This is a genomic window from Pseudomonas fluorescens (assembly GCF_018614655.1).
In the GTDB taxonomy this organism is placed as follows: domain Bacteria; phylum Pseudomonadota; class Gammaproteobacteria; order Pseudomonadales; family Pseudomonadaceae; genus Aquipseudomonas; species Aquipseudomonas fluorescens_BX.
On sequence record NZ_JAGGOG010000001.1, the window covers coordinates 78,250 to 100,157 of the forward strand.

Here is a 21,908-nt window from a genome sequence, read left to right on the forward strand (position 1 = left end):
CGACACGTCCACCGCCTGGCGATTTAGCAAGCTCCGTTCGGGACAGCCTGCCGCCTCCGATCGGTCACCTACAGGTGGCAAGCCAACACACGTAGCCAATTCGGCCAATTGTCGAACACCCCAGTAGGGCCAAGCGCGCGGGAGACGCCCGCCGCTTGTCCAGGAAGCCTTGAATATGAACTCCTCCATCGCCGCTCTGCCTGTTTCTGCCCTGCCCTGTGCCAATGAAGCGCTGACCCAGCGTTTGCCCAGCTCCCTTGAACTCAAGCACCAACTGCCCCTGAGCCCATTCCTGAGCGAGCAAATCCACGCTCATCGCCAGGCTGTGCGCGCCATCCTCAACGGTGAAGACTCCCGCCTGCTGGTGATCGTCGGTCCGTGCTCGATCCATGACCCGAAATCGGCCATGGAATACGCCCGCAACCTGAAGAAGCTGGCCCATGAAGTCAGTGACCAGATGCTGCTGGTGATTCGCGCCTACGTCGAAAAGCCCCGCACCACCATTGGCTGGAAAGGTCTGGCCTACGATCCGCACCTCGATGGCAGCGACGACATGGCGGCCGGCCTGACTCTGTCCCGGGAACTGATGCGCGAAATGCTGCGCCTGGGCCTGCCAGTCGCCACCGAGTTACTGCAACCCATGGCTGCCGGCTACTTCGATGACCTGCTCAGTTGGGTAGCCATTGGCGCCCGCACCACCGAATCGCAGATCCACCGGGAGATGGCCAGCGGACTGGGCATGCCCGTGGGCTTCAAGAACGGCACTGACGGGGGTGTCGCCATCGCCTGCGACGCCATGCGCTCCGCCGCGCACCCGCACCGCCACTTCGGCGTCGACAGCCAGGGCCATCCGGCGATCATCCAGACCCCTGGCAACCCCGACACCCACTTGGTGCTGCGCGGCGGCCATCTCGGGCCGAACTACGACCGTCAGAGCGTGGCCCAGGTCAAGGCTGACCTGGCGAAAACCAAGGTCGCGCCACGGATCATGGTCGATTGCAGCCACGCCAACAGCGGTAAAGACCCGTTGCGCCAGCCGGCAGTATTCAATGACGTGCTGGAGCAGCGCTTGCAGGGCGACACCTCGCTGATCGGCATGATGCTGGAAAGCCATCTCTTCGAAGGCTGCCAGCCGCTGAGCCCGTCGATGCACTACGGGGTCTCGGTGACCGACGGTTGCCTGGGCTGGGAGAGCACCGAGCAATTGTTGCGCGAGGCCGCCCAGCGGCTGCGAGTACACCACGGGATAAGCGCGTGATGTGGGAGAGCCCTGTCAAGTCATACATTTGGCCCGTTGTAGCCGCTGCCGAAGAATGAGGCTGCGATAAGGGCCGAAGGACCTTCAGCGGTTTCAAGCTCCTGGCGACTGCTGCGCAGCCGATCGCAGGCTGCGCCAGCGGCTACAGGAAGTCAGGCCCCTGCGCAATTGTGCAGATACTTATGCTTATCGCAGCCAAGCCAGCTCCCACCCTGATCAGGTTTCGCCAACAAAAACAGTGGAACTTTGCCGGGAAATAACCGCCTGAATCCGGTAGGCTCACCTTTTTTATTCAAGGAGTTACCCCCATGGCCAAAGCTACCGCCCGTCACATCCTGGTTGCCACTGAAGACAAGTGCAACGAACTGAAGGCCCAAATCGAAGGCGGCGCCGATTTCGCAGAAATCGCCAAAGCCAACTCCACCTGCCCATCCAGCCGTCAGGGCGGCGACCTGGGCTCGTTCGGTCCAGGCCAGATGGTCAAGGAATTCGACACCGTGGTGTTCAGCGCCCCGGTCAACACCGTACAAGGCCCGGTGAAAACCCAGTTCGGTTACCACCTGCTGGAAGTGACCAGCCGTCAGGACTGATCAGTTCGCCCTAATGCTTAACAGAACGGCCCGCCTTTTGGTGGGCCGTTCTGTTTGTGTGACAGCATGGTGACTGGCGAGGCGTGCGCCGTTAGCGTACAAATCCCCTTCCTTCTTCACCCGGCGCTCAAGGCTGATAATGCGACTGGTTTTTTCTTCTCTGATTGGCACCACCCTGGCCCTGCTGATGGCCAGTACGACCGTGATTGCGGCACCGCAACCGTCGCTGACGGTGTACGGGGAACCTGCAAAATACCCCGCCGGCTTCAGCCATTTTGCCTATGCCAACCCCAACGCCCCCAAGGGCGGCAGCCTGCGGCGCTCGGCCATCGAGATTGGTCGCTACGACCATGTCATGCCCTATATCGACAAAGGCATCGGCGTCAGCCAGATCGACGGCTGGGTGTACTCGCCCCTGGCCCAGCGCTCCCTGGATGAGCCCTATACGGTCTACGGCCTTGTGGCGGAAAAAATGGAGCGCTCAGACGACGGCCTGTCCCTGCGTTTCTACCTCAACCCCAAGGCACGCTTTGCCGACGGCCAGCCCATCACCGCCTTCGATGTACGCTACAGCTACGACCTGCTGCTGACCCAAGGCAGCCTGCGCTACCGGACGCTGTTTGCCGACGTCAAGCACGTCGAAGTGGAGGGCCCACGGCAGGTACGCTTCGACTTCTCCAGCAATGAAAACCGCACCCTGCCCCTGGACGTCGCCACCTTGCCGGTCTTCCCCGAACACTGGTGGAAGACCCGCGACTTCGCCAACGGCGGCGGCTACGAAGCACCATTGGGCAGCGGCCCCTACCAGGTGAGCAAGGTCGATTCCGGCAACACCATCAGCTTCAAGCGTGACCCCGATTGGTGGGGCAAGGACCTGCCCGTCAGCCGTGGCCTGTACAACTTCGACCATCTGAGCCTGGAATACTTCGGCGACACCGAAGTCGCCCGCCAGGTCCTGCGGGGCGGCGCCTACGACTTCAACCGCGAATTTTCCGCCACCGGCTATTCCATCGGCTACAACGGCCCGGCTCTGGACGACGGCCGCCTGCAGCGGGCGCACCTGGCCAAGGAGGCGCCGCAACCGGCCCAGGGCTACGTGTTCAACGTGCAAAAACCGATGTTCAAGGACCGCCGCGTACGCCAGGCCCTGGCAATGCTGTGGGATTTCGAATGGGCCAACCGGCAGATGATGCGCAACCTGTACATCCGCCAGCAAAGCTACTTCTCCAACAGCCCCCTGGCAGCCACCCAACTGCCGGACGCTGCCGAGCTGGCGATCCTGGAACCCTTGCGCGGACAAATTCCCGACGAGGTCTTCACCCAAGTGTTCAAGGCACCCACCACCGACGGCACCGGGATGATCCGCGACAAACAGCTGCAAGCCCTGGCCCTGCTGGAACAGGCTGGCTGGAAGCCCGACGGCGACAAACTGGTCAACGGCGACGGCGAGCCTCTGGAGTTCACCTTCCTCAATGCCCAGGCCGGCCTTGAGCGCTTGCTGCTGCCCTATAAACGTAACCTGGCGCAGATCGGCATCACCTTCAATATCCGCCGTATCGACTCCTCGCAGTACGTCAACCGCGTCATGGCCCGGGACTACGACATGATCGTCACCGGCTTCCCGGTCACCACCTCACCGGGAATGGAGCTGTACAACTATTTCGGCTCGGCCGCCGCCTTTGATCCCGGCGCCAACAACTACATCGTCCTCAAGGACCCGGCCGTCGACAGCCTGATCTCCGGGCTGGTCAAGGCCACCACCCAGGCGCAGATGCTCACTTATGCCCACGCCCTGGACCGGGTGCTGCAATGGAATTACCTGTGGATCCCCAATTACTACCCACCGGGCACCTCCGCCGCGTGGTGGAACCGCTTCGGCCGCCCGGCGGTGGAAGCCAGCAATGACGAAGCCCTGGAAACCTGGTGGCAAGTCAGCTCCACGCCGCTGACCAACGAACAGATGAAAGCCGAGCAGATCAAGCGCGGCCAACCGGGAGGAGCCCACTGATGTTTGCCTATATCGTGCGGCGCCTGCTGCTGCTCATTCCCACCCTGGTGATCATCCTGCTGGTGAATTTTGTCATCGTGCAAGCCGCACCGGGCGGCCCCGTGGAACAGGCCATTGCTCATCTGCAAGGCATCGGTGGCGGTGGCATCGGTGGCGGTTCCGGGGAAAGTATCAGCAGCGGCTCACGGGCCAGCCGTGGCCTGGACCCGAAACTGATCAAGGACATTGAAAAACAGTACGGCTTCGACAAACCGGCGCCGGAACGCCTGTGGCTGATGCTCAAGAACTACGCCCAACTCGACTTCGGCAACAGCTTCTTTCGCGGCGCGACCGTGGTCGACCTGATCCTGGAAAAAATGCCAGTGACCATTTCCCTCGGGCTCTGGGCCACATTGATCACCTACCTGGTGTCGATCCCTCTTGGCATTCGCAAGGCGGTCAAGCATGGCAGCCAGTTCGATATCTGGAGCAGCACCGCCATCGTGATCGGCTATGCGATGCCGGCGTTTTTGTTCGCGATGTTTCTGATCGTGGTGTTTGCCGGGGGCACTTCACTGAACTGGTTCCCGGTGCGTGGGCTGGTCTCGGAAAACTTCGACCAGTTGAGCACCGTGGGCAAGATCGCCGACTACTTCTGGCACCTGGTGCTGCCCGTCAGCGCCCTGGTGATCGGTGGTTTCGCGACCCTGACCATCCTCACCAAAAACTCGTTTCTCAATGAAATCACCCGCCAGTACGTGGTCACCGCCCGAGCCAAAGGCCTGAGCGAACGCCGAGTGTTGTACGGCCACGTATTTCGCAACGCCATGCTGCTGGTGATCTCGGGCATTCCCCAGGCCTTTATCAGCGTGTTCTTTGCCGGCTCGCTGCTGATCGAGGTGATCTTCTCCCTCGATGGCCTGGGCCGCATGAGCTACGAAGCGGCAGTCTCCCGAGACTATCCGGTGGTGTTCGGCTCGCTGTTTATCTTCACCCTGTTCGGCCTGCTGATAAAGCTGATCGGCGACCTCTGCTACACCCTGGTGGACCCACGTATCGACTTCGCCGGGAGGAACGCCTGATGCTCAGACTGTCTCCCGTGGCCCGTCGGCGTTTCGAACGTTTCAAGAAAAACCGCCGTGGCTGGTGGTCGCTGTGGCTGTTTATCGGCCTGTTCATCCTGACCCTCGGCGGCGAACTGATTGCCAATGACAAGCCTCTGGTACTCAGCTATCAGCATTCACTGTATTTCCCGGCCTTCAAGCGCTACACCGAGCAGCAGTTCGGCGGCCAACTGCCGTTCCAGGCCGATTACCGCAGTGAGTACGTGCAACAACTGATCAACAAGGACGGCGGCTGGATGCTGTTCCCGCCGATCCCTTTCAGCGACGACACCCCCAATTATGAACTGACCCGCCCTGCCCCTAGCCCGCCCTCTTCGGTTAACTGGCTGGGCACCGACGATCAGTCCCGTGACGTGTTGGCCCGGGTAATCTTCGGTGCTCGGGTGTCGATTCTGTTTGCCTTGGCCCTGACCGCCATCAGCGCCGCGATCGGCATCGCCGCCGGGGCGTTGCAGGGCTATTACGGTGGCTGGGTCGACTTGCTTGGCCAGCGGATATTGGAGGTGTGGTCCGGGCTGCCGGTGCTGTACCTACTGATCATTCTGTCGGGGTTCGTCGAGCCCAACTTCTGGTGGCTGCTGGGGATCATGGCGCTGTTTTCGTGGCTGGCCCTGGTGGACGTGGTGCGCGCCGAATTCCTCCGTGGGCGCAACCTGGAGTACGTCAAGGCCGCGCGAGCCCTGGGCCTGGGCGATGGAAAGATCATCCGACGGCATATCCTGCCGAACGCGATGACCGCCACCTTGAGCTACTTGCCGTTCATCTTGACCGGCGCGATCTCCACCTTGAGCGCCCTGGATTTTCTCGGTTTCGGCATGCCAGCCGGCAGCGCCTCATTGGGCGAACTGATCGCCCAGGGCAAACAGAATCTGGAAGCGCCGTGGCTTGGGCTGACGGCGTTTTTCACCCTGGCGCTGATTCTGTCCCTGCTGGTATTTATCGGCGAGGCGTTGCGCGACGCCTTCGACCCACGCTCATGAAAGGCTGCGAAACGATGACAGACACTCTGATCGAGATCCGCGACCTGTGTGTCGCCTTCAGCGGCCAGACTGTGGTGCGCAACCTGTGCCTGGATATCCGCCCCGGCGAATGCCTGGCGCTGGTGGGCGAGTCAGGTTCGGGCAAGTCGGTGACGGCGCATTCGATCCTGCAACTGCTGCCTGAGGCCGGCACCGAAACCACCGGTTCAGTGCGTTATCGCGGCCAGGAACTGCTGGGCGCGTCGTCCTCGACCCTGCAACAGCTGCGGGGTAACCGGATTGCGATGATCTTCCAGGAGCCGATGACCTCCCTCAACCCGCTGCACAGCCTCGAAAAGCAGATCGGCGAAACCCTGCTGCTGCACAAGGGCCTGGGTGGCAAACAAGCACAGGCGCGGATCCTCGAACTGCTGGAACTGGTAGGCATCCAGAAACCCAAGGAGCGGCTCAAGGCCTACCCCCATCAATTGTCCGGCGGCCAGCGCCAACGGGTAATGATCGCCATGGCCCTGGCCTGCGAGCCGGAACTGCTGATCGCCGACGAGCCGACCACCGCGCTCGATGTGACCGTGCAGCGCAAGATCCTGGTGCTGCTCAAATCCCTGCAACAGCGGCTGGGCATGTCGCTGCTGCTGATCAGCCACGACCTCAATCTGGTCCGCAGCATCGCCCAGCGAGTCTGCGTGATGCACGCCGGGGAAATCGTCGAACAGGCCGATTGCCAAACCCTGTTCAGCGCTCCGCAACACCCTTATAGCCGCCTGCTGCTGGACGCTGAACCGGCTGGGCTCGCGCTGTGCCGCGAAGAGCGTGAAACGGTGTTGGCGGTGGACGACCTGCACGTGCAATTCCCCCTCGGCGGCGGGCTGTTCCGACGCAAGCACTACCTGCGGGCGGTGGACGGCATCAGCTTGAGCGTGCAGCGCGGCAAGACCCTGGGGATTGTCGGCGAGTCCGGCTCCGGTAAATCCACCCTGGGCCAGGCCATTTTGCGCCTGCTGGATTCCAGCGGTGGCATTCGCTTCCAGGGTGAGGCCCTCGACAGCCTGACCCACAAGCAGATGCGCCCATGGCGCAAGCAGATGCAGGTGGTGTTCCAGGACCCCTACGGCAGCCTCAGCCCGCGAATGTCGGTGGAACAGATCATCAGCGAAGGCCTGGAAGTTCACGCCCCGTGCAGCCTCAAGGATCGCGAGGCCCAGGTGATCCAGGTGCTGCTCGACGTCGGCCTCGACCCTGCCAGCCGCCATCGCTATCCCCACGAATTTTCCGGCGGCCAGCGCCAACGCATCGCCATCGCCCGCGCTCTGGTGCTCAAGCCGGCGCTGATGCTGCTGGACGAGCCCACCTCGGCCCTCGATCGCACCGTGCAAAAACAAGTGGTGGCGCTGCTGCGCGAGCTGCAGGAAAAGTACGGCCTGACCTACCTGTTTATCAGCCACGACCTGGCGGTGGTACGCGCCCTGGCCCACGACATGATCGTGATTAAGGACGGCAAGGTGGTGGAACGCGGGCCGAGCGATGAGGTATTTGCGTCACCGCAGCACCCCTACACCCAAGAACTGCTGGCCGCTTCGCACGCGCCCCTGTAGCCGCTGCCGAGGCACGAGGCTGCGATGCGTGTCCGCAGGACCGCCCTCGGGGCTTGCTGCGCAAACCATCGCAGCCTCGTACCTCGGCAGCGGCTACACACAAGGACAACCCGATATGAACACCACCGAAAGCCTCAAGGATTACCAACACGTTCGCGGCCTGGCGATCCAGTCGCTGTTCGAGATCATCGAGCAATCCAGCGAAGGCACGGTGATTGTCGACGGTGACGCCAACATCGTCTGGATGAACGAGCGCTACGCTCGGCGCTTCGGCTTGAAAAGCGCTGACGAAGCCATCGGCCAACCCTGCGAGCAGGTGATTTCCAACAGCCTGCTGCGCCAGGTGGTGCGCAACGACCGGCCGATCCTGCTGGATATCCAGGACACGCCTAAAGGCCCGCTGGTGGTGATGCGCCTGCCGATCCATGACGACGCCGGCAAGGTGATCGGTGCCATTGGCTTCGCCTTGTTCGATGAATTGCGCAACCTGTCGCCGCTGATCGAGCGCTACTTGAGCATGCAACAGGAGTTGGCCTCTACCCGTTCGCTGCTGCGCTCACGCCAGAGCAAGTACAACTTCGCCCACTTTATCGGCACCAGCGCCGCCAGCCTGGAGGTCAAACGCCGCGCCCGGCGCAGCGCCAGTGCCGACTCACCGGTGTTGCTGCTGGGGGAAACCGGTACCGGCAAAGAGCTGCTGGCCCAGGCCATTCACGGGGCATCGCCGCGTGCCCATAAAGCGTTTGTCAGCATCAACAGCGCGGCGATTCCCCATGACCTGCTGGAAGCCGAGTTCTTCGGCACCGCCCCTGGCGCCTTCACCGGCGCCGACCGCAAGGGCCGTCCCGGCAAACTGCAAATCGCCCAGGGTGGCACGCTGTTCCTCGATGAAATCGGTGACATGCCCCTGCCGCTGCAAAGTAAATTGCTGCGGGTATTGCAGGAGAAAGAGTTCGAGCCGGTGGGTTCCAACGAGATGATCCACAGCGACGTGCGGGTGATTGCCGCCACATCCATGGACCTGGAAGCGGCGATCAAGCGCGGCGAGTTCCGCGCGGATCTGTATTACCGACTGAATGTGCTGCCGATCCAGGTGCCGCCGCTGCGCGAGCGGCTGGATGACTTGCCGGCGTTGAGTGAAGCGATTCTGGAGGAGTTGCGCAGCCAGCATGAACTGGACCGCGAGGCGCTGGCGCTGCTGGCGCAACATGCGTGGCCGGGGAATATCCGCGAGCTACGCAATGTGTTGGAGCGAGCGGCGTTGTTGAGCGATGACCTGGTGCTGAATGCCCGCGAGATTCGTGCGGCGATTGGCACGTTCAGTCCGGTGGAGCGCGGTGCAGTGGTGGCGCAGGTTGAAGGGGAAACCTTCAGTGCGGCGCGGGAGCGGTTTGATCGGCAGGTGATTGGGGCGGCGCTGGCCGCCTGCGATGGGAATGTCGTGGAGGCGGCCAAGTATCTGGGGCTGGGCCGGTCGACCCTTTACAAGAAAATGGTGGCATTGGGCATCACCTGATCTCACTAAAGAGACACAATTCCATATATAGAGACAATTCAAATGTGGGAGCGGCGGTGCGACGATTCGACGTGCTCGCGAAAGCGGTTGTAGCCGCTGCCGAGGCACGAGGCTGCGATGCGTGTCCGCAGGACCGCCTTGGGGCCGCTGCGCAGCCCATCGCAGCCTCATTCTTCGGCAGCGGCTACAACCGCTTTCGCGAGCAAGCCCCTCACACATTAGATTTTCGTCAGTCTCAAATTTGAGACAAAAATTCTTTCCTCGTCCAACAAATAAAATATTTTGTATAAATATCAATAAGTTATAAACATGGCACACATCTCGCCATAGCCCCTCCCCAGCGCCTCACCCCACAAAAATAACAATTCGATCTGGAGACACTCCATGAGTGTAATCATTGCCCTCGCCGCCCTCGGGCTGCTGATGCTGGCCGCCTACCGTGGCTACAGCGTCATCCTGTTTGCCCCCATCGCCGCCCTCGGCGCCGTGCTGCTCACCGACCCTTCCGCCGTCGCCCCTGCCTTCACCGGGGTGTTCATGGAAAAAATGGTCGGTTTCATCAAGCTGTATTTCCCGGTGTTCCTGCTGGGTGCGGTGTTCGGCAAGCTGATTGAAATCTCCGGCTTCTCGCGCTCCATCGTTGCCGCCGCTATCCGCTTGCTGGGCACTCGTCAGGCAATGCTGGTGATCGTGTTGGTGTGCGCCCTGCTGACCTACGGCGGCGTGTCGCTGTTCGTCGTGGTGTTCGCGGTGTACCCATTCGCCGCCGAGATGTTCCGTCAGAGCGATATCCCCAAGCGCCTGATCCCGGCCACCATCGCCCTCGGTGCGTTTTCCTTCACCATGGACGCGCTGCCGGGCACCCCGCAGATCCAGAACATCATCCCCAGCACCTTCTTCAACACCACCGCCTGGGCCGCTCCATGGCTGGGCGTGATTGGCACAATCTTCGTGTTCTGCGCCGGCATGCTGTACCTGGCCCGCCAGCGCAACAAGGCGCAACGGGCCGGCGAAGGCTACGGCACTGAACTGCGCAACGAGCCGGAAACCGCCGAAGACATCAAGCTGCCAAACCCGTGGGTTGCTCTGTCGCCGCTGCTGCTGGTGGGGATCATGAACCTGCTGTTCACCCACTGGATTCCGCTGTGGTACGGCAAGACCCATAGCCTCAGCCTGCCAGGTATGAGCGCGCCGGTGACCACTGAAATCGCCAAATTGACCGCTATCTGGGCGGTGCAGGCCGCGTTGCTGGTGGGGATCATCATGGTGCTGGTGTTCGGCTTCTCGGCGATCCGCAGCAAGCTGGCTGAAGGCAGCAAAAGCGCGGTCAGCGGTGCGTTGCTGGCGGCGATGAATACCGCGTCGGAATATGGCTTTGGCGCGGTGATCGCCTCGCTGCCAGGCTTCCTGGTGCTGGCGGACTGGCTCAAGGGCATTCCCAACCCGCTGGTCAACGAAGCCATTACCGTGACCTTGCTGGCCGGCATCACCGGCTCCGCGTCCGGCGGCATGAGCATTGCCCTGGCGGCGATGTCCGAGAGCTTTATTTCAGCGGCCCATGCGGCCAATATCCCCCTTGAAGTGCTGCACCGGGTTGCGGCCATGGCCAGCGGCGGCATGGACACCCTGCCCCACAACGGCGCGGTGATCACGCTGCTGGCGGTGACCGGGCTGACCCACCGCGAAGCCTACAAGGATATTTTCGGCATCACGATCATCAAGACCCTTGCGGTGTTCGTGGTGATCGGTACTTTCTACGCCACCGGCATTGTGTGAGGTTTCCATGACGACTTTGAACGGCAAGACCGCCCTCGTGACCGGCTCCACCAGCGGCATCGGCCTGGGCATTGCCTTGAGCCTGGCCAAGGCCGGTGCCAACCTGATCCTCAACGGTTTTGGCGATGCCAGCACGGTGATCGCCCAGGTCAAGGCCTTTGGCGGCAAGGTCGGCCATCATCCAGCGGACGTCAGCGACCCGGCCCAGATTGCCGAAATGATTGCGTACGCTGAACGCGAGTTTGGCGGCGTCGACATCCTGGTGAACAACGCTGGCATCCAGCACGTGGCCGCCGTGGAAGACTTTCCGGTGGAGCGTTGGGACTCGATCATTGCCATCAACCTGTCGTCGGTGTTTCATAGCACGCGCCTGAGCCTGCCAGGCATGAAAGCCAAAGGCTGGGGGCGAATCGTCAATATTGCCTCAGTCCACGGCCAGGTGGGCTCAGTGGGCAAGGCCGCCTATGTCGCCGCCAAGCATGGGGTGATCGGCCTGACCAAGGTGGTGGGCCTGGAAACCGCCACCAGCAACGTCACCTGCAACGCCATTTGCCCGGGTTGGGTACTGACGCCGCTGGTGCAGAAGCAGATTGATGATCGCGCGGCGGCGGGCGTTGATCCGCAACAGGCGCAACATGATTTGCTGGCGGAGAAACAGCCTTCACTGGAGTTCGTGACGCCGCCGCAACTGGGGGAACTGGTGCTGTTCCTGTGCAGCGAAGCCGGCAGCCAGGTGCGTGGCGCCGCGTGGAATATCGATGGGGGTTGGTTGGCTCAATAGGGCACGCCCTATAAAACACAGGAGATCAAAGGTGGGAGCTGGCTTGTGTGGGAGCGGGCTTGCTCGCGAAGGCGGTGGGTCAGTTGATACATATTTGCCTGACACTCCGTATTCGCGAGCAAGCCCGCTCCCACACAAGCCAGCCACACTTGATCGTTGTTGTCTGGAAGGCTTCACACAAGAACAAGAGATTTCGCTATGTCCGACATCCTCTGGCAACCCAGCCCCGAGCGCATCCGCAACACTCGCATGGACAGCTTCCGGCGTTTTATCAATGATCGTCATACCTTGCAGCTCACCGACTATTCGGCTCTGCACCAGTGGAGCATCGATCAGCGCCCGGATTTCTGGCAGGCGATTGTCGACTTCTTCGACGTGCAGTTCCGCACCCCACCCAGCACCGTGCTGGTCGAAGGTGCGCAGATGCCCAGCGCCCAGTGGTTTCCCGGCGCCACGTTGAATTTCGCCGAACACCTGCTGCGCCGTCGCGACGACCACCCAGCCGTGGTCGCGATCAGCGAAGACGGCCAGCGCGAGCAACTCACCTACGCCGAACTGGCCCGCCACGTCGCCGGCCTGCAACACAGCCTGAGGGCGGTCGGTGTGGGTGTAGGCGACCGGGTCGCCGCGTGCCTGCCCAACACCTGGCAGACCCTGGTGGGCATGCTCGCCACCACCAGCCTGGGGGCGATCTGGACCTGCTCCTCACCGGACTTCGGCACCCAGGGCGTGATCGACCGTTTCGGCCAGATCGAGCCCAAAGTACTGATCACCTGCGCCGGTTATCGCTACGCCGGCAAGGACATCGACCAGAGCCCCAAGCTCAATGAGATCCTCGAACGCCTGCCGTCCCTGCAACAGCTGATCATCGTGCCTTATGAGCGCCCACAGGCACGGGTCGAGGATTACCGGACACAGGCCAATGTCGCGCTGTGGAACGACTTCTACCAGGCAGGCGGTGAGCCCGAATTCGTCGCCGTGCCCTTCGATCATCCGCTGTACATCCTCTACTCCAGTGGCACCACCGGCGTGCCCAAGTGCATCATCCATGGCACGGGCGGCGTGCTGCTGACCCACCTCAAGGAACACGGCCTGCATGCAGACCTGTCCCGGGACGATTGCCTGTTCTACTACACCACCTGCGGCTGGATGATGTGGAACTGGCTGGTGTCGGTGCTGGCCATCGGCGCGACAGCGGTGCTGTATGACGGCTCGCCGTTTCACCCGGGGCCGGAACGCCTGATGGACCTGATCGATCAAGAAAACATCAGCGTCTTCGGTACCAGCCCAAAATTCCTCGCGACCCTGGAAAAGGCCGGACTCACGCCACGCCTGAGCCACGACCTGGGCAGCCTCAAGAGCATTATTTCCACCGGCTCGCCTCTGTCACCACAGAGCTACGACTACGTGTACCGTGATATCAAACAGGAGTTGTGCCTGTCGTCCATGTCAGGGGGCACCGATATCGTTTCCTGCTTTGTGATCGGCAACCCGGTGTTGCCGGTGCGGCGCGGCGAGATGCAATGCAAGAGCCTGGGCATGGCCATCGAGGTGTGGGATGAGCAGGGCCGGCCCTTGGTGGGCGAAAAAGGCGAACTGGTGTGTACCCGACACTTTCCGGCAATGCCCATCGGGCTGTGGAACGACCCGCTCCAGGAAAAGCTGCGGGCCTCCTATTTCAGCCAGTTTCCCGGCGTCTGGGCCCAGGGTGACTATGCCGAACAACGCCCCAATGGCAGCCTGCTGATCCACGGTCGCTCGGATGCAGTGCTCAATCCTGGCGGCGTGCGCATCGGCACCGCAGAGATTTACCGACAGGTGGAAAAGGTCCCTGAGGTGATCGAAAGCCTGGCCATCGGACAACGCTGGCAAGACGATGTGCGGGTGGTGCTGTTCGTCCGTTTGAGCGAGGACGTCGAACTGGATGAAATGCTGGAGCAACAGATTCGCCAGATGATCCGCGCCAATACCACGCCCCGGCACGTACCGGCGAAGATTCTCGCGGTAACCGATATTCCGCGCACCATCAGCGGCAAGATCGTCGAACTGGCGGTCAGGAACGTGGTGCATGGCGAGGAGGTCAAAAACACCGATGCCCTGGCCAACCCCGAAGAGCTGGAGCAGTTCCGCAACCGCTGGGAACTGGCGAGCGAATGAACGGTTTCAGCCCTGACGCACGGAGTTGAAGAAAAAACCCTCAGGCATGCTATTTTTCGAGGGTGGAAAGCCGATCCCGACTCACAGGACAATCGGCTTTGGTTACTCTTCAAAGCGTTAAGCCCAGGGCATTTACATGAACGGAACACCCACCGACAGCGAGGCCGCCGCACTGATTGCGCAGCTGGACTGGGCGCAAAGCCCCCTCGGTGATGCTATTGACTGGCCACAAAGCCTGCGCACGGCGGTCGACATCGTCATCCACTCACCCATGTCGATGCTGTTGTTGTGGGGCCCCCAACTCACGCAGATCTACAACGACGGCTTCGCCCGACTGGTCGGCAACAAGCACCCCAGGGCCTTCGGCCAACCGGTGGACCTGATCTGGCCGGAGATGAAAAGCTTCACCGATCCGATCTACAGCGCCGTGCTGAGCGGCGAGGTGCGCACCTTCAGCGAGCAACGCTTCGTGCTGCAACGCCATGGCCGCGACACCGAGATCTGGCTGGACCTGACCTACAGCCCGATTCGCGACGAGCGCGGTGCGGTCGCCGGGATCCTGGCCACCGCCATCGAAACCAACGAACGCCGTCGCGTCGCCCTGGAACTGCAACAACGCTCCGAACAAAGCCTCAAGGCCCAGCACAACACCGAACAACGCCTGCAACTGGCCCTGGCCGCCACCGATGCCGTGGGCACCTGGGACTGGGACATCAGCGAAGATCGCTTTATTGCCGACGCCCATTTCGCCCATCTGCATGGCGTCGACGCCTGCGACGCCGGCCTGCTGCCCATCAGCGATTATCTGCATGGTGTACACCCCGAAGACCGGGGCATGGTCACCCGCAGCATCAAGCATTGCATTACCCACGGCACCGAATACGCCGAGGAATATCGCCTGTTGCAAGCCGACGGCCAGGTGCGCTGGGTGTTTGCCCGAGGCCGCTGCTACAAGGATCACCATGGGCGCCCGGCGCGTTTTCTCGGCGCCGCGCTGGACCTCACCGAACGCAAACACACCGAGCAGGCCCTGCGCCAAAGCCAGACCGAGCTGCAACTGATCATCAACGCCATGCCGGTGCTGATCGGCTATGTCGACCACGAACAGCGTTTTCGCCTGAACAACAGCGCCTACCTGGACTGGTACGGCATGACTCCGCAGGAACTCTACGGCAAGACCATTCTCGAAGTGGTGGGCGAAGAGGTCTACGCCGGGCGTGCCGACAAAATCGCCGCTGCCCTGAAGGGCAAGGCCTGCAGTTTTGTCACCGTTACCCCCCATCGTGATGGCCGGCCACGACAGGCCCTGATGAAGTACTTGCCGCGCTTCAGCAATGACGGTTCGGTCAACGGCTTCTATATTTTTGTGATCGATGAGACCGAGCGCAAGCTGACCGAAGAGGCGCTGCGCCACCTCAACGAAAACCTCGAAGAGCGGGTTGACCAGCGTACCCGGGCGCTGGCCGAAGCCAACCAGCGCCTGCAAAACGAGATGTTCGAACGCGAGCGTGCCGAAGATGCCCTGCGCCACGCACAGAAGATGGAAGCGGTCGGCCAACTCACCGGCGGCATCGCCCACGACTTCAACAACATGCTCACCGGGATCATCGGCAGCCTGGACCTGATGCAACGCTATATCGCTGCCGGGCGCAGTGCAGAAATCGGCCGATTCACCGACGCCGCCGTGTCCTCCGCCCACCGTGCCGCGGCCTTGACCCACCGCTTGCTGGCCTTTTCCCGGCGCCAGTCGCTGGACCGGCGGCCGATAGATCCCAACCAGTTGGTCACCTCCCTCGAAGAGCTGTTTCGCCGTACCAAAGGCGCCCATATCGAGTTCAAGGTACAACTGGGCAGCGATATCTGGCCGGTGAACACCGATGCCAGCCAACTGGAAAACGCCCTGCTCAACCTGGTGATCAACGCCCGCGACGCCATGCCCGACGGTGGTGAGCTGCGCATCGAAACCGCCAACAGTTACCTCAACGACACCGACATCAACACCCTCGAACCGGTCAAGGCCGGTGACTACGTGATGCTCGGCGTCTGCGACAACGGTGCCGGCATGAGCCCGTCGATCCTGGCCAAGGCCTTCGACCCGTTTTTCACCACCAAGCCAATTGGCCAGGGCACCGGACTTGGCCTGTCGATGATTTATGGTTTTGCCCAGCAGTCCGGCGGCCATGTGACCATTCAAAGCACGCCGGGCGTGGGTACTTGCGTGCGCCTGTACCTGCCGCGCCTGCATGGCACCTCCCTGGAAACCAGCGAGCCCGAAAGTCTTGGGGCAGCCCCGGTGGCCCTGGCCGGAGAGGCCGTGGTGGTGGTCGAGGACGACCCGGCGGTGCGTATGCTGGTGGTCGATGTGCTGGACGAACTGGGCTACACCGCCCACCAGGCCGTCGATGCTCGGGCAGCACTGCCGTTGCTTGAGTCCGACTTGCGGGTGGACCTGCTGGTGACCGATGTCGGCCTGCCGGGCATGAATGGCCGGCAACTGGCGGAAATCGCTCGCCAATACCGCCCAGGGCTCAAGGTATTGTTCATGACCGGCTACGCCGAGAAAGCCGCCGAGCGCCAGGGTTTCCTGGAGGAAGGCATGGACATGGTGGCCAAGCCGTTTTCGATTGACCTGCTGGCCAATAAAATCCGCAGCATGATCAGCGTCGATGAATGAGTTCAGGCATAATCGCGCGCCCTTACGTTCGACCGTTGCAAGGTAACAACCTCATGAAAGCCCAAGCTCGCCATATCCTGGTGAAAACCAGCGAAGAAGCCGAACAGCTCAAGCAACGCATTGCCAAGGGCGAAGCGTTTGATGTGCTGGCCAAGAAGTATTCCACCTGCCCGTCCGGCAAGCGCGGCGGTGATTTGGGTGAAGTGCGGCCCGGCCAGATGGTGGGTGTGATTGATGCGGTGATCTTCAAAAAGCCCGTGAAGGTGGTGCATGGGCCAATCAAGAGCAAGTTTGGTTATCACCTGGTACAGGTGTTCTACCGGGATTGATCATTTTTTGTGGCGAGCGGGCTTGCCCGCGCTGGGCTGCGCAGCAGCCCCAATAGAGTCGCTGAGCTTCTTCAGACAGACCGAGGTGGCAGGTTTCAGGGCCGCTTCGCAGCCCAACGCGGGCAAGCCCGCTCGCCACAAGGGGAAGTCAATCTAGACTCGGGGAATCAAGGCGCCCGGCACCTGAATCACCCGACTGGCCAAGCGATGCCCAGCCAATGCCGCCTGCTCCGGCGTGCCGCCCGTGAGCCGCCCGGCCAGATACGCTGCACTGAACGAATCCCCCGCCGCCGTGGTATCAACCACCTTCTCGACCACCCGCGCCGGCACGGCAAAACGCTCGCCCTCACAGCGAATCAGGCATTCCTCAGCCCCACGCTTGAGCACCACCTCGGCGATCTCGGGATACGCTGCGAAGACCTGTTCGCTGTCATCAAAACCAAACAACGCTCGCTCGTCATCTTCGGTCAGCAAGGCAATGTCCACCTGCGACAGGACCTTGCGATAAGCCGCACGCGCCGCGCCGACACTGGCCCACAAGCGCGGGCGATAGTTGTTGTCAAACACCACTTTGCCGCCCCGCTTGCGGGTTTCGATCAGGGTTTCCAGCAGACGCTCGCGCCCAACCTCACCCAGCACTGCCAGGGTAATACCGCTGAAATACAGCACGTCGTAAGCCGGCAACGCCGCCAGGATCGGCTCCGCTGCCGGGTTCGTGAAGCAATCGCGAACCGCCGCTTCGTTGCGCCAGTAGAGGAATTTGCGCTCACCCCGAGCGTCGGTCTGGATGCAATACAAGCCCGGCAAGCGCCCCGGCAGACGCTGCACCCTGTCCAAGCCCAGGCCCTCCTCGGCCCATTGCTTGCACATGGCATCGCTGAAGCTGTCATCGCCCAACGCCGTGACGTAATCCACGATAGGCCCTTCACCCAACTCGCGGCGCAGGTACACCGCCGCATTCAAGGTGTCGCCGCCGAAGCTCTGTTGCAGGCTGCCATCGGCGCGGTGTTGCAGTTCGATCATGCATTCGCCGATCAGGGCGATGCGCAGAGGTGTATTCATGCAGGAAACTCTCGTAGTGTGCTTGCCCGCGATGGGCGCGGCTCGGTCTAGAAGCAGGTATGCAGGCTTTCGATCACCTGCAACTGCTCATCCACCAGGCAACCCACCTGCCACTTGTCGAAGGTCAGGCACGGATGGGAAGTGCCGAAGGAGATGATGTCGCCAATCTTCAACTCAACCCCTGGCGCGACGGTCATGAACGCGTGCTGATCCATCACCGCCGTGACCTTGCACGCACTCACATCCTCGCCCGTCGCCGGCAGTACGCCCGCCTTGTAACGCAACAATGGCACCGGCAAACCGGCGTCGTAAGCCACGTCACGCTTGCCCAGGGCGATTACCGCGAAGCCCGGCTCCGGCATGGATTGCACATGGGCCCAGACTTCCAGGGCCGGGCGCAGGCCTTCGTTGAGGTCGCTGCGACGGTCGAGCACACAGCATTGCGCCTCTTTGTAGATGCCGTGGTCATGGGCCACATAGCTGCCAGGGCGCAACACGCTGAGGAAACGGCCGGCGGCGTTCTGGGCTTCGAAGGATTCGGCGATCAGGTCGTACCAGGCCGAGCCCGAAGCGGTGATGATCGGCTTGCCGAGATCGAAGGCGCCGCTGTTTTGCAGGTCCACCGCCAGGCGCACCAGGCTTGCTGCGAACTCACGGATGCCGCTGACGGCATGATCACCGTGAATCACGCCTTCGTAGCCTTCAATACCGGTCAGGGCCAGGGCCGGCTGGGCCTTGATCGCCTTGGCCAGGGCCAACACTTCCTGCTCGCTGCGACAACCGCAGCGGCCGCCGACCACGCCGTATTCGATCATCACGTTCAAGCGCAGGCCACGGGCCGCGAAGAATGCGCCCAGGTCGGCGACGTTGTCCGGGTGGTCGACCATGCAGTGGAAGTCGAAGTCCGGGTCGGCCAGCAAGTCGGCAATCAGCGCCATGTTCGGCGCTCCCACCAGTTGGTTGGCCATCAGCACCCGGCGTACGCCACCGGCATAGGCGGCGCGAGTCTGTACCGCAGTGGCCAGGGTGATCCCCCAGGCGCCCTGCTCCATCTGACGCTGAAACAACGCCGGCATCATGCTGGTCTTGCCGTGGGGCGCCAGCTGCGCGCCGCTGTTGCGGACAAACTCCTGCATCCAGCGAATGTTGTGTTCCAGGGCCCCGCGGTGCAGTACCAGAGCAGGCAAGCTGACGTCGCGGACCAGGTGAGCACCGATTTTGGCGGCGCCTTTTTCAACGGCATTAAGGGCAGACATGGGGATACTCCAATTCGCTATTCGTTGATGCGACGGGCCAGGCTGTTGGCGCTTTCAGTCAGCACCCGGCGGTAGTCGTTGTAGTTTTTCCGGGCATCGTCCCGTGGGGCGACGATGCACAGGGTCGCAATGCTGATGCCTTGCGCGTCCCGTACAGGGGCGGCAAAGCAATGGGTAAAGGTGTCGGCCACACTGTCGAAGGAAAAGAATCCATCAAGGGTGGCCTGGCGAATCTGCCCCAGGAAGGTTTCCAGTGACAGGCGCTGACCGTCCGGCAGGATGAAGTCGTCATGGTCGATCAAGTCGACGATTTGCTGGTCGCTCAGGTGCCCCAACAGCAGGCGGCCGGAGGCGGTCCAGGGGATCGGGGCGTTCTCGCCGATATCGGAGGAGATACGGAAATGCCGCTCACCTTCGCGCATCAGCGCCACCGTGTATTTTCGGCCGTTGAGCAGGCACATCTGTGCGGTTTCGTGGGTCTGGCTGACGATTTCCTGCAAGGCGTGGTCGGCCTCGCGGGTCAGGTCGAAATGCCGTAAGTGCGCCTGACCGAGGAAGTACAACTGGCGGCCGAGGTAGACGTGGCCGTCCTTGCCCACGGTCTCGAGAATCCGCCGCTCCAGCAACGAAGCGACCAGTTCATAGACGGTGGATTTCGGGCTGCCGATGCCGCTGGCAATGTCATTCGGGCGAAGCGGCTGGCCGACCTCCTTGAGAAAATCGAGGATATCGAACGCCCGGTCCAGGCCTTTGGCGCGGCGTTTGATGGTGTCTTCGGTCATGGCAGTCTCAGGTCCCGTCAAAGTCATATGGCTGGGCGAATGCAAGGGGCTCTCGATGCACAGTCCCCAGTGGGAGCGGGCTTGCTCGCGAAAGCGTTACGTCAGCCACTGATGCATCAACTGACACATCCCTTTCGCGAGCAAGCCCGCTCCCACATTTGAATCGCGTGCAGTCGGAAAATCAGTGCATTTAGCCTTTTTTCTTATAAGCCACGCAATCAATCTCAACCTTGCAATCAACCATCATGTTCGCCTGCACACAGGCTCGCGCCGGCGCGTGTTCAGGGCTGAAGAACTCACCGAACACCTTGTTGAAACTCCAGAAATCCCGCGGGTCTTCCAGCCACACACCGACACGCACCACGTCTTTCAACTCATAGCCGGCCTCTTCCAGAATGGCGACCACATTGCGCATGGTCTGGCGAGTCTGCTCGATGATCCCGCCCTGGATGATTTCGCCATCCACCGCCGGCACTTGGCCCGACACGTACAACCAGCCATCCGCTTCCACGGCGCGAGCGAAGGGACGAGGCTGGCCACCGCCAGCGGTGCTGCCGGTGCCGTAACGAGTAATGCTCATAAAGGTTCTCCTTGATTAAAAACGAATATTTTTCAGAAATTCCGCCAACCGCGGTGACTGCGGGCGTTCAAACATGTCTTTGGGCGGCCCCTGCTCTTCAATACGGCCCTGGTTCATGAACACGATCTTGTCCGACACTTCATAGGCAAACCGCATCTCGTGGGTGACCAGCAACATGGTCATGCCCTCTTCCGCCAGGCCCTTGATCACGCTGAGCACTTCACCCACCAGTTCCGGGTCCAGCGCCGAGGTCACTTCATCGAACAGCATCAAGCTGGGGTTCATGGCAATCGCCCGGGCGATCGCCACACGCTGTTGCTGACCACCGGACAACTGACCCGGAAAGTGATTGCGTCGTTCCAGCAAGCCGACCCGCTCCAGCCATTTTTCCGCCAGCGCCACCGCCTCGTCCTTGCTCATTTTCTTGACCTTGAGCAGGCCCAGGGTGACGTTCTGCAACGCCGTCAGATGAGGGAACAGGTTGAATTGCTGGAACGCCATGCCGGTCATGGCCCGGTGCTGGGCGATGACTTTTTCCGGATGGCGCACGCGCTTGCCGGCAATCTCGCTATAACCAATGGACTCACCATCCAGGGTGATCTGCCCACCCTGAAACTCTTCCAGCAGGTTGACGCAACGCAACAGCGTGGTCTTGCCCGAACCGCTGGAGCCGATCAGCGTGACCACGTTGCCGCGCTGCATCGACAGGTCGACGCCCTTGAGCACTTCCACCGGGCCATATTGTTTACGCAGGCCGCGGATGTTCAGCAGTGGCTGCGTTGCAGTGTGAGATTGAGTCATGGCAAGGCCACCCGCTTTTCAATGTAGCGCCCGAATAACTCGATGGCGTAGTTGATGACAAAAAACAGAAAACCGGCGAACAGGTAAAACTCCAGGGTCATGAAGGTCCGGGCGATCACCTGTTGCGTACTGAGCAGCAATTCGGCCACACCGATCACCGACAGCAGGGTCGAGGCCTTGACGATTTCCGTGGATGAGTTGACCCAGGTCGGCAGAATCTGCCGCAGTGCCTGGGGCAACAGCACGTAGCCAAGCGACTGGTAGAAGGTCAGGCCGATGGCCTTGCCCGCTTCCAGTTGCCCACGCGGGATGGCCTGCAGGGAACCGCGCGCAATCTCCGCGACATGGGAGCCGCAAAACAGCGTCAGGCCAACGGCACCGGCCTGGAACGCCGTGATCTGCCACCCGAGCGCCGGCAGCATATAAAAGCAGGCCAACACCAGCACAAACACCGGCGTACCACGGATCAGGTCGACATACAGACGAAACGGCGCACGCATCCAGAATTTGCCGTAGGTCAGGATCAACCCGGCCACAATGCCGATCAGGGTGCCGAAGATAATCGCCAGGGCCGAGACATACACGCTGGCTTGAAATCCCGCCCAGAGGGTTTCCCGGGCGATCCACAACTCATGCAGCCAGCTGGGGGATTCGTACATGGGA

At 61.7% G+C, this 21,908-nt stretch carries 18 protein-coding genes; 12 read left to right on the plus strand and 6 right to left on the minus strand.

Annotation, left to right across the window (positions count from 1 at the left end; genetic code table 11):
- Positions 1–175: 175 nt before the first annotated feature.
- The 12 genes from J7E41_RS00345 to J7E41_RS00400 all read left to right on the plus strand — a co-directional run bounded on the left by J7E41_RS00345 (position 176) and on the right by J7E41_RS00400 (position 16,764).
- Complete coding sequence (locus J7E41_RS00345) at positions 176–1,258, plus strand: 3-deoxy-7-phosphoheptulonate synthase (RefSeq protein WP_214989431.1); 1,083 nt, start codon at positions 176–178, stop codon at positions 1,256–1,258.
- 308 nt (positions 1,259–1,566) lie between these two features.
- Positions 1,567–1,848, plus strand: coding sequence for a peptidylprolyl isomerase (locus tag J7E41_RS00350; protein ID WP_069075821.1), 282 nt, complete (start codon positions 1,567–1,569; stop codon positions 1,846–1,848).
- Between the two features lie 139 nt (positions 1,849–1,987).
- Positions 1,988–3,856 (plus strand): extracellular solute-binding protein, encoded by a 1,869-nt coding sequence (locus J7E41_RS00355; protein WP_214989432.1) that lies wholly within the window; start codon positions 1,988–1,990, stop codon positions 3,854–3,856.
- Positions 3,856–4,917 (plus strand): microcin C ABC transporter permease YejB, encoded by a 1,062-nt coding sequence (locus tag J7E41_RS00360; RefSeq protein ID WP_214989433.1) that lies wholly within the window; start codon positions 3,856–3,858, stop codon positions 4,915–4,917. The genes J7E41_RS00355 and J7E41_RS00360 overlap by 1 nt, the downstream gene beginning before the upstream one ends.
- Positions 4,917–5,939 carry an ABC transporter permease gene (locus J7E41_RS00365; protein ID WP_214989434.1) on the plus strand — a complete coding sequence of 341 codons (1,023 nt, stop codon included), beginning with the start codon at positions 4,917–4,919 and terminating at the stop codon, positions 5,937–5,939. Before J7E41_RS00360 ends, J7E41_RS00365 begins: the two co-directional genes overlap by 1 nt.
- 14 nt (positions 5,940–5,953) lie before the next feature.
- Positions 5,954–7,531: an ABC transporter ATP-binding protein gene (locus tag J7E41_RS00370; protein WP_214989435.1), complete on the plus strand. Its 1,578-nt coding sequence runs from the start codon at positions 5,954–5,956 to the stop codon at positions 7,529–7,531.
- Between the two features lie 115 nt (positions 7,532–7,646).
- Positions 7,647–9,047, plus strand: coding sequence for a sigma-54 interaction domain-containing protein (locus J7E41_RS00375; RefSeq protein ID WP_214989436.1), 1,401 nt, complete (start codon positions 7,647–7,649; stop codon positions 9,045–9,047).
- A gap of 384 nt (positions 9,048–9,431) precedes the next feature.
- Positions 9,432–10,823, plus strand: a complete 1,392-nt coding sequence (locus J7E41_RS00380) for a GntP family permease (RefSeq protein ID WP_214989437.1) — start codon at positions 9,432–9,434, stop codon at positions 10,821–10,823.
- 7 nt (positions 10,824–10,830) lie between these two features.
- On the plus strand, positions 10,831–11,604 hold the full coding sequence (locus J7E41_RS00385; protein ID WP_214989438.1) for a 3-hydroxybutyrate dehydrogenase: 774 nt from the start codon (positions 10,831–10,833) through the stop codon (positions 11,602–11,604).
- A gap of 198 nt (positions 11,605–11,802) precedes the next feature.
- A complete protein-coding gene (locus J7E41_RS00390) occupies positions 11,803–13,761 on the plus strand; it encodes an acetoacetate--CoA ligase (protein WP_214989439.1) in 1,959 nt (652 codons plus the stop codon).
- A gap of 136 nt (positions 13,762–13,897) precedes the next feature.
- Positions 13,898–16,435: a PAS domain-containing hybrid sensor histidine kinase/response regulator gene (locus tag J7E41_RS00395; protein WP_214989440.1), complete on the plus strand. Its 2,538-nt coding sequence runs from the start codon at positions 13,898–13,900 to the stop codon at positions 16,433–16,435.
- Positions 16,436–16,488: 53 nt separating this feature from the next.
- A complete protein-coding gene (locus tag J7E41_RS00400; protein WP_010564624.1) occupies positions 16,489–16,764 on the plus strand; it encodes a peptidylprolyl isomerase in 276 nt (91 codons plus the stop codon).
- Positions 16,765–16,917: 153 nt separating this feature from the next.
- Here J7E41_RS00400 and J7E41_RS00405 read toward each other — a convergent pair whose 3' ends face one another.
- From J7E41_RS00405 to J7E41_RS00430, 6 genes are all read right to left on the minus strand, one after another.
- Complete coding sequence (locus J7E41_RS00405; protein ID WP_214989441.1) at positions 16,918–17,826, minus strand: sugar kinase; 909 nt, start codon at positions 17,824–17,826, stop codon at positions 16,918–16,920.
- Between the two features lie 47 nt (positions 17,827–17,873).
- Positions 17,874–19,082, minus strand: coding sequence for an amino acid deaminase (locus tag J7E41_RS00410; RefSeq protein WP_214989442.1), 1,209 nt, complete (start codon positions 19,080–19,082; stop codon positions 17,874–17,876).
- Between the two features lie 17 nt (positions 19,083–19,099).
- Positions 19,100–19,864 carry an IclR family transcriptional regulator gene (locus J7E41_RS00415; RefSeq protein ID WP_214989443.1) on the minus strand — a complete coding sequence of 255 codons (765 nt, stop codon included), beginning with the start codon at positions 19,862–19,864 and terminating at the stop codon, positions 19,100–19,102.
- Positions 19,865–20,054: 190 nt separating this feature from the next.
- Positions 20,055–20,444, minus strand: a complete 390-nt coding sequence (locus J7E41_RS00420; RefSeq protein ID WP_214989444.1) for a RidA family protein — start codon at positions 20,442–20,444, stop codon at positions 20,055–20,057.
- Between the two features lie 15 nt (positions 20,445–20,459).
- Positions 20,460–21,245, minus strand: a complete 786-nt coding sequence (locus tag J7E41_RS00425) for an amino acid ABC transporter ATP-binding protein (protein ID WP_214989445.1) — start codon at positions 21,243–21,245, stop codon at positions 20,460–20,462.
- Positions 21,242–21,904 (minus strand): amino acid ABC transporter permease, encoded by a 663-nt coding sequence (locus tag J7E41_RS00430; RefSeq protein ID WP_214989446.1) that lies wholly within the window; start codon positions 21,902–21,904, stop codon positions 21,242–21,244. Before J7E41_RS00430 ends, J7E41_RS00425 begins: the two co-directional genes overlap by 4 nt.
- Positions 21,905–21,908: the final 4 nt, after the last annotated feature.

What these genes read in the sequence shown, in the direction of transcription:
- J7E41_RS00345 (WP_214989431.1), top strand. Translation starts at nt 176, where the DNA reads ATGAACTCCTCCATCGCCGCTCTGCCTGTTTCTGCCCTGCCCTGTGCC.
- J7E41_RS00350 (WP_069075821.1), top strand. Translation starts at nt 1,567, where the DNA reads ATGGCCAAAGCTACCGCCCGTCACATCCTGGTTGCCACTGAAGACAAG.
- J7E41_RS00355 (WP_214989432.1), top strand. Translation starts at nt 1,988, where the DNA reads ATGCGACTGGTTTTTTCTTCTCTGATTGGCACCACCCTGGCCCTGCTG.
- J7E41_RS00360 (WP_214989433.1), top strand. Translation starts at nt 3,856, where the DNA reads ATGTTTGCCTATATCGTGCGGCGCCTGCTGCTGCTCATTCCCACCCTG.
- J7E41_RS00365 (WP_214989434.1), top strand. Translation starts at nt 4,917, where the DNA reads ATGCTCAGACTGTCTCCCGTGGCCCGTCGGCGTTTCGAACGTTTCAAG.
- J7E41_RS00370 (WP_214989435.1), top strand. Translation starts at nt 5,954, where the DNA reads ATGACAGACACTCTGATCGAGATCCGCGACCTGTGTGTCGCCTTCAGC.
- J7E41_RS00375 (WP_214989436.1), top strand. Translation starts at nt 7,647, where the DNA reads ATGAACACCACCGAAAGCCTCAAGGATTACCAACACGTTCGCGGCCTG.
- J7E41_RS00380 (WP_214989437.1), top strand. Translation starts at nt 9,432, where the DNA reads ATGAGTGTAATCATTGCCCTCGCCGCCCTCGGGCTGCTGATGCTGGCC.
- J7E41_RS00385 (WP_214989438.1), top strand. Translation starts at nt 10,831, where the DNA reads ATGACGACTTTGAACGGCAAGACCGCCCTCGTGACCGGCTCCACCAGC.
- J7E41_RS00390 (WP_214989439.1), top strand. Translation starts at nt 11,803, where the DNA reads ATGTCCGACATCCTCTGGCAACCCAGCCCCGAGCGCATCCGCAACACT.
- J7E41_RS00395 (WP_214989440.1), top strand. Translation starts at nt 13,898, where the DNA reads ATGAACGGAACACCCACCGACAGCGAGGCCGCCGCACTGATTGCGCAG.
- J7E41_RS00400 (WP_010564624.1), top strand. Translation starts at nt 16,489, where the DNA reads ATGAAAGCCCAAGCTCGCCATATCCTGGTGAAAACCAGCGAAGAAGCC.
- J7E41_RS00405 (WP_214989441.1), bottom strand. Translation starts at nt 17,826, where the DNA reads ATGAATACACCTCTGCGCATCGCCCTGATCGGCGAATGCATGATCGAA.
- J7E41_RS00410 (WP_214989442.1), bottom strand. Translation starts at nt 19,082, where the DNA reads ATGTCTGCCCTTAATGCCGTTGAAAAAGGCGCCGCCAAAATCGGTGCT.
- J7E41_RS00415 (WP_214989443.1), bottom strand. Translation starts at nt 19,864, where the DNA reads ATGACCGAAGACACCATCAAACGCCGCGCCAAAGGCCTGGACCGGGCG.
- J7E41_RS00420 (WP_214989444.1), bottom strand. Translation starts at nt 20,444, where the DNA reads ATGAGCATTACTCGTTACGGCACCGGCAGCACCGCTGGCGGTGGCCAG.
- J7E41_RS00425 (WP_214989445.1), bottom strand. Translation starts at nt 21,245, where the DNA reads ATGACTCAATCTCACACTGCAACGCAGCCACTGCTGAACATCCGCGGC.
- J7E41_RS00430 (WP_214989446.1), bottom strand. Translation starts at nt 21,904, where the DNA reads ATGTACGAATCCCCCAGCTGGCTGCATGAGTTGTGGATCGCCCGGGAA.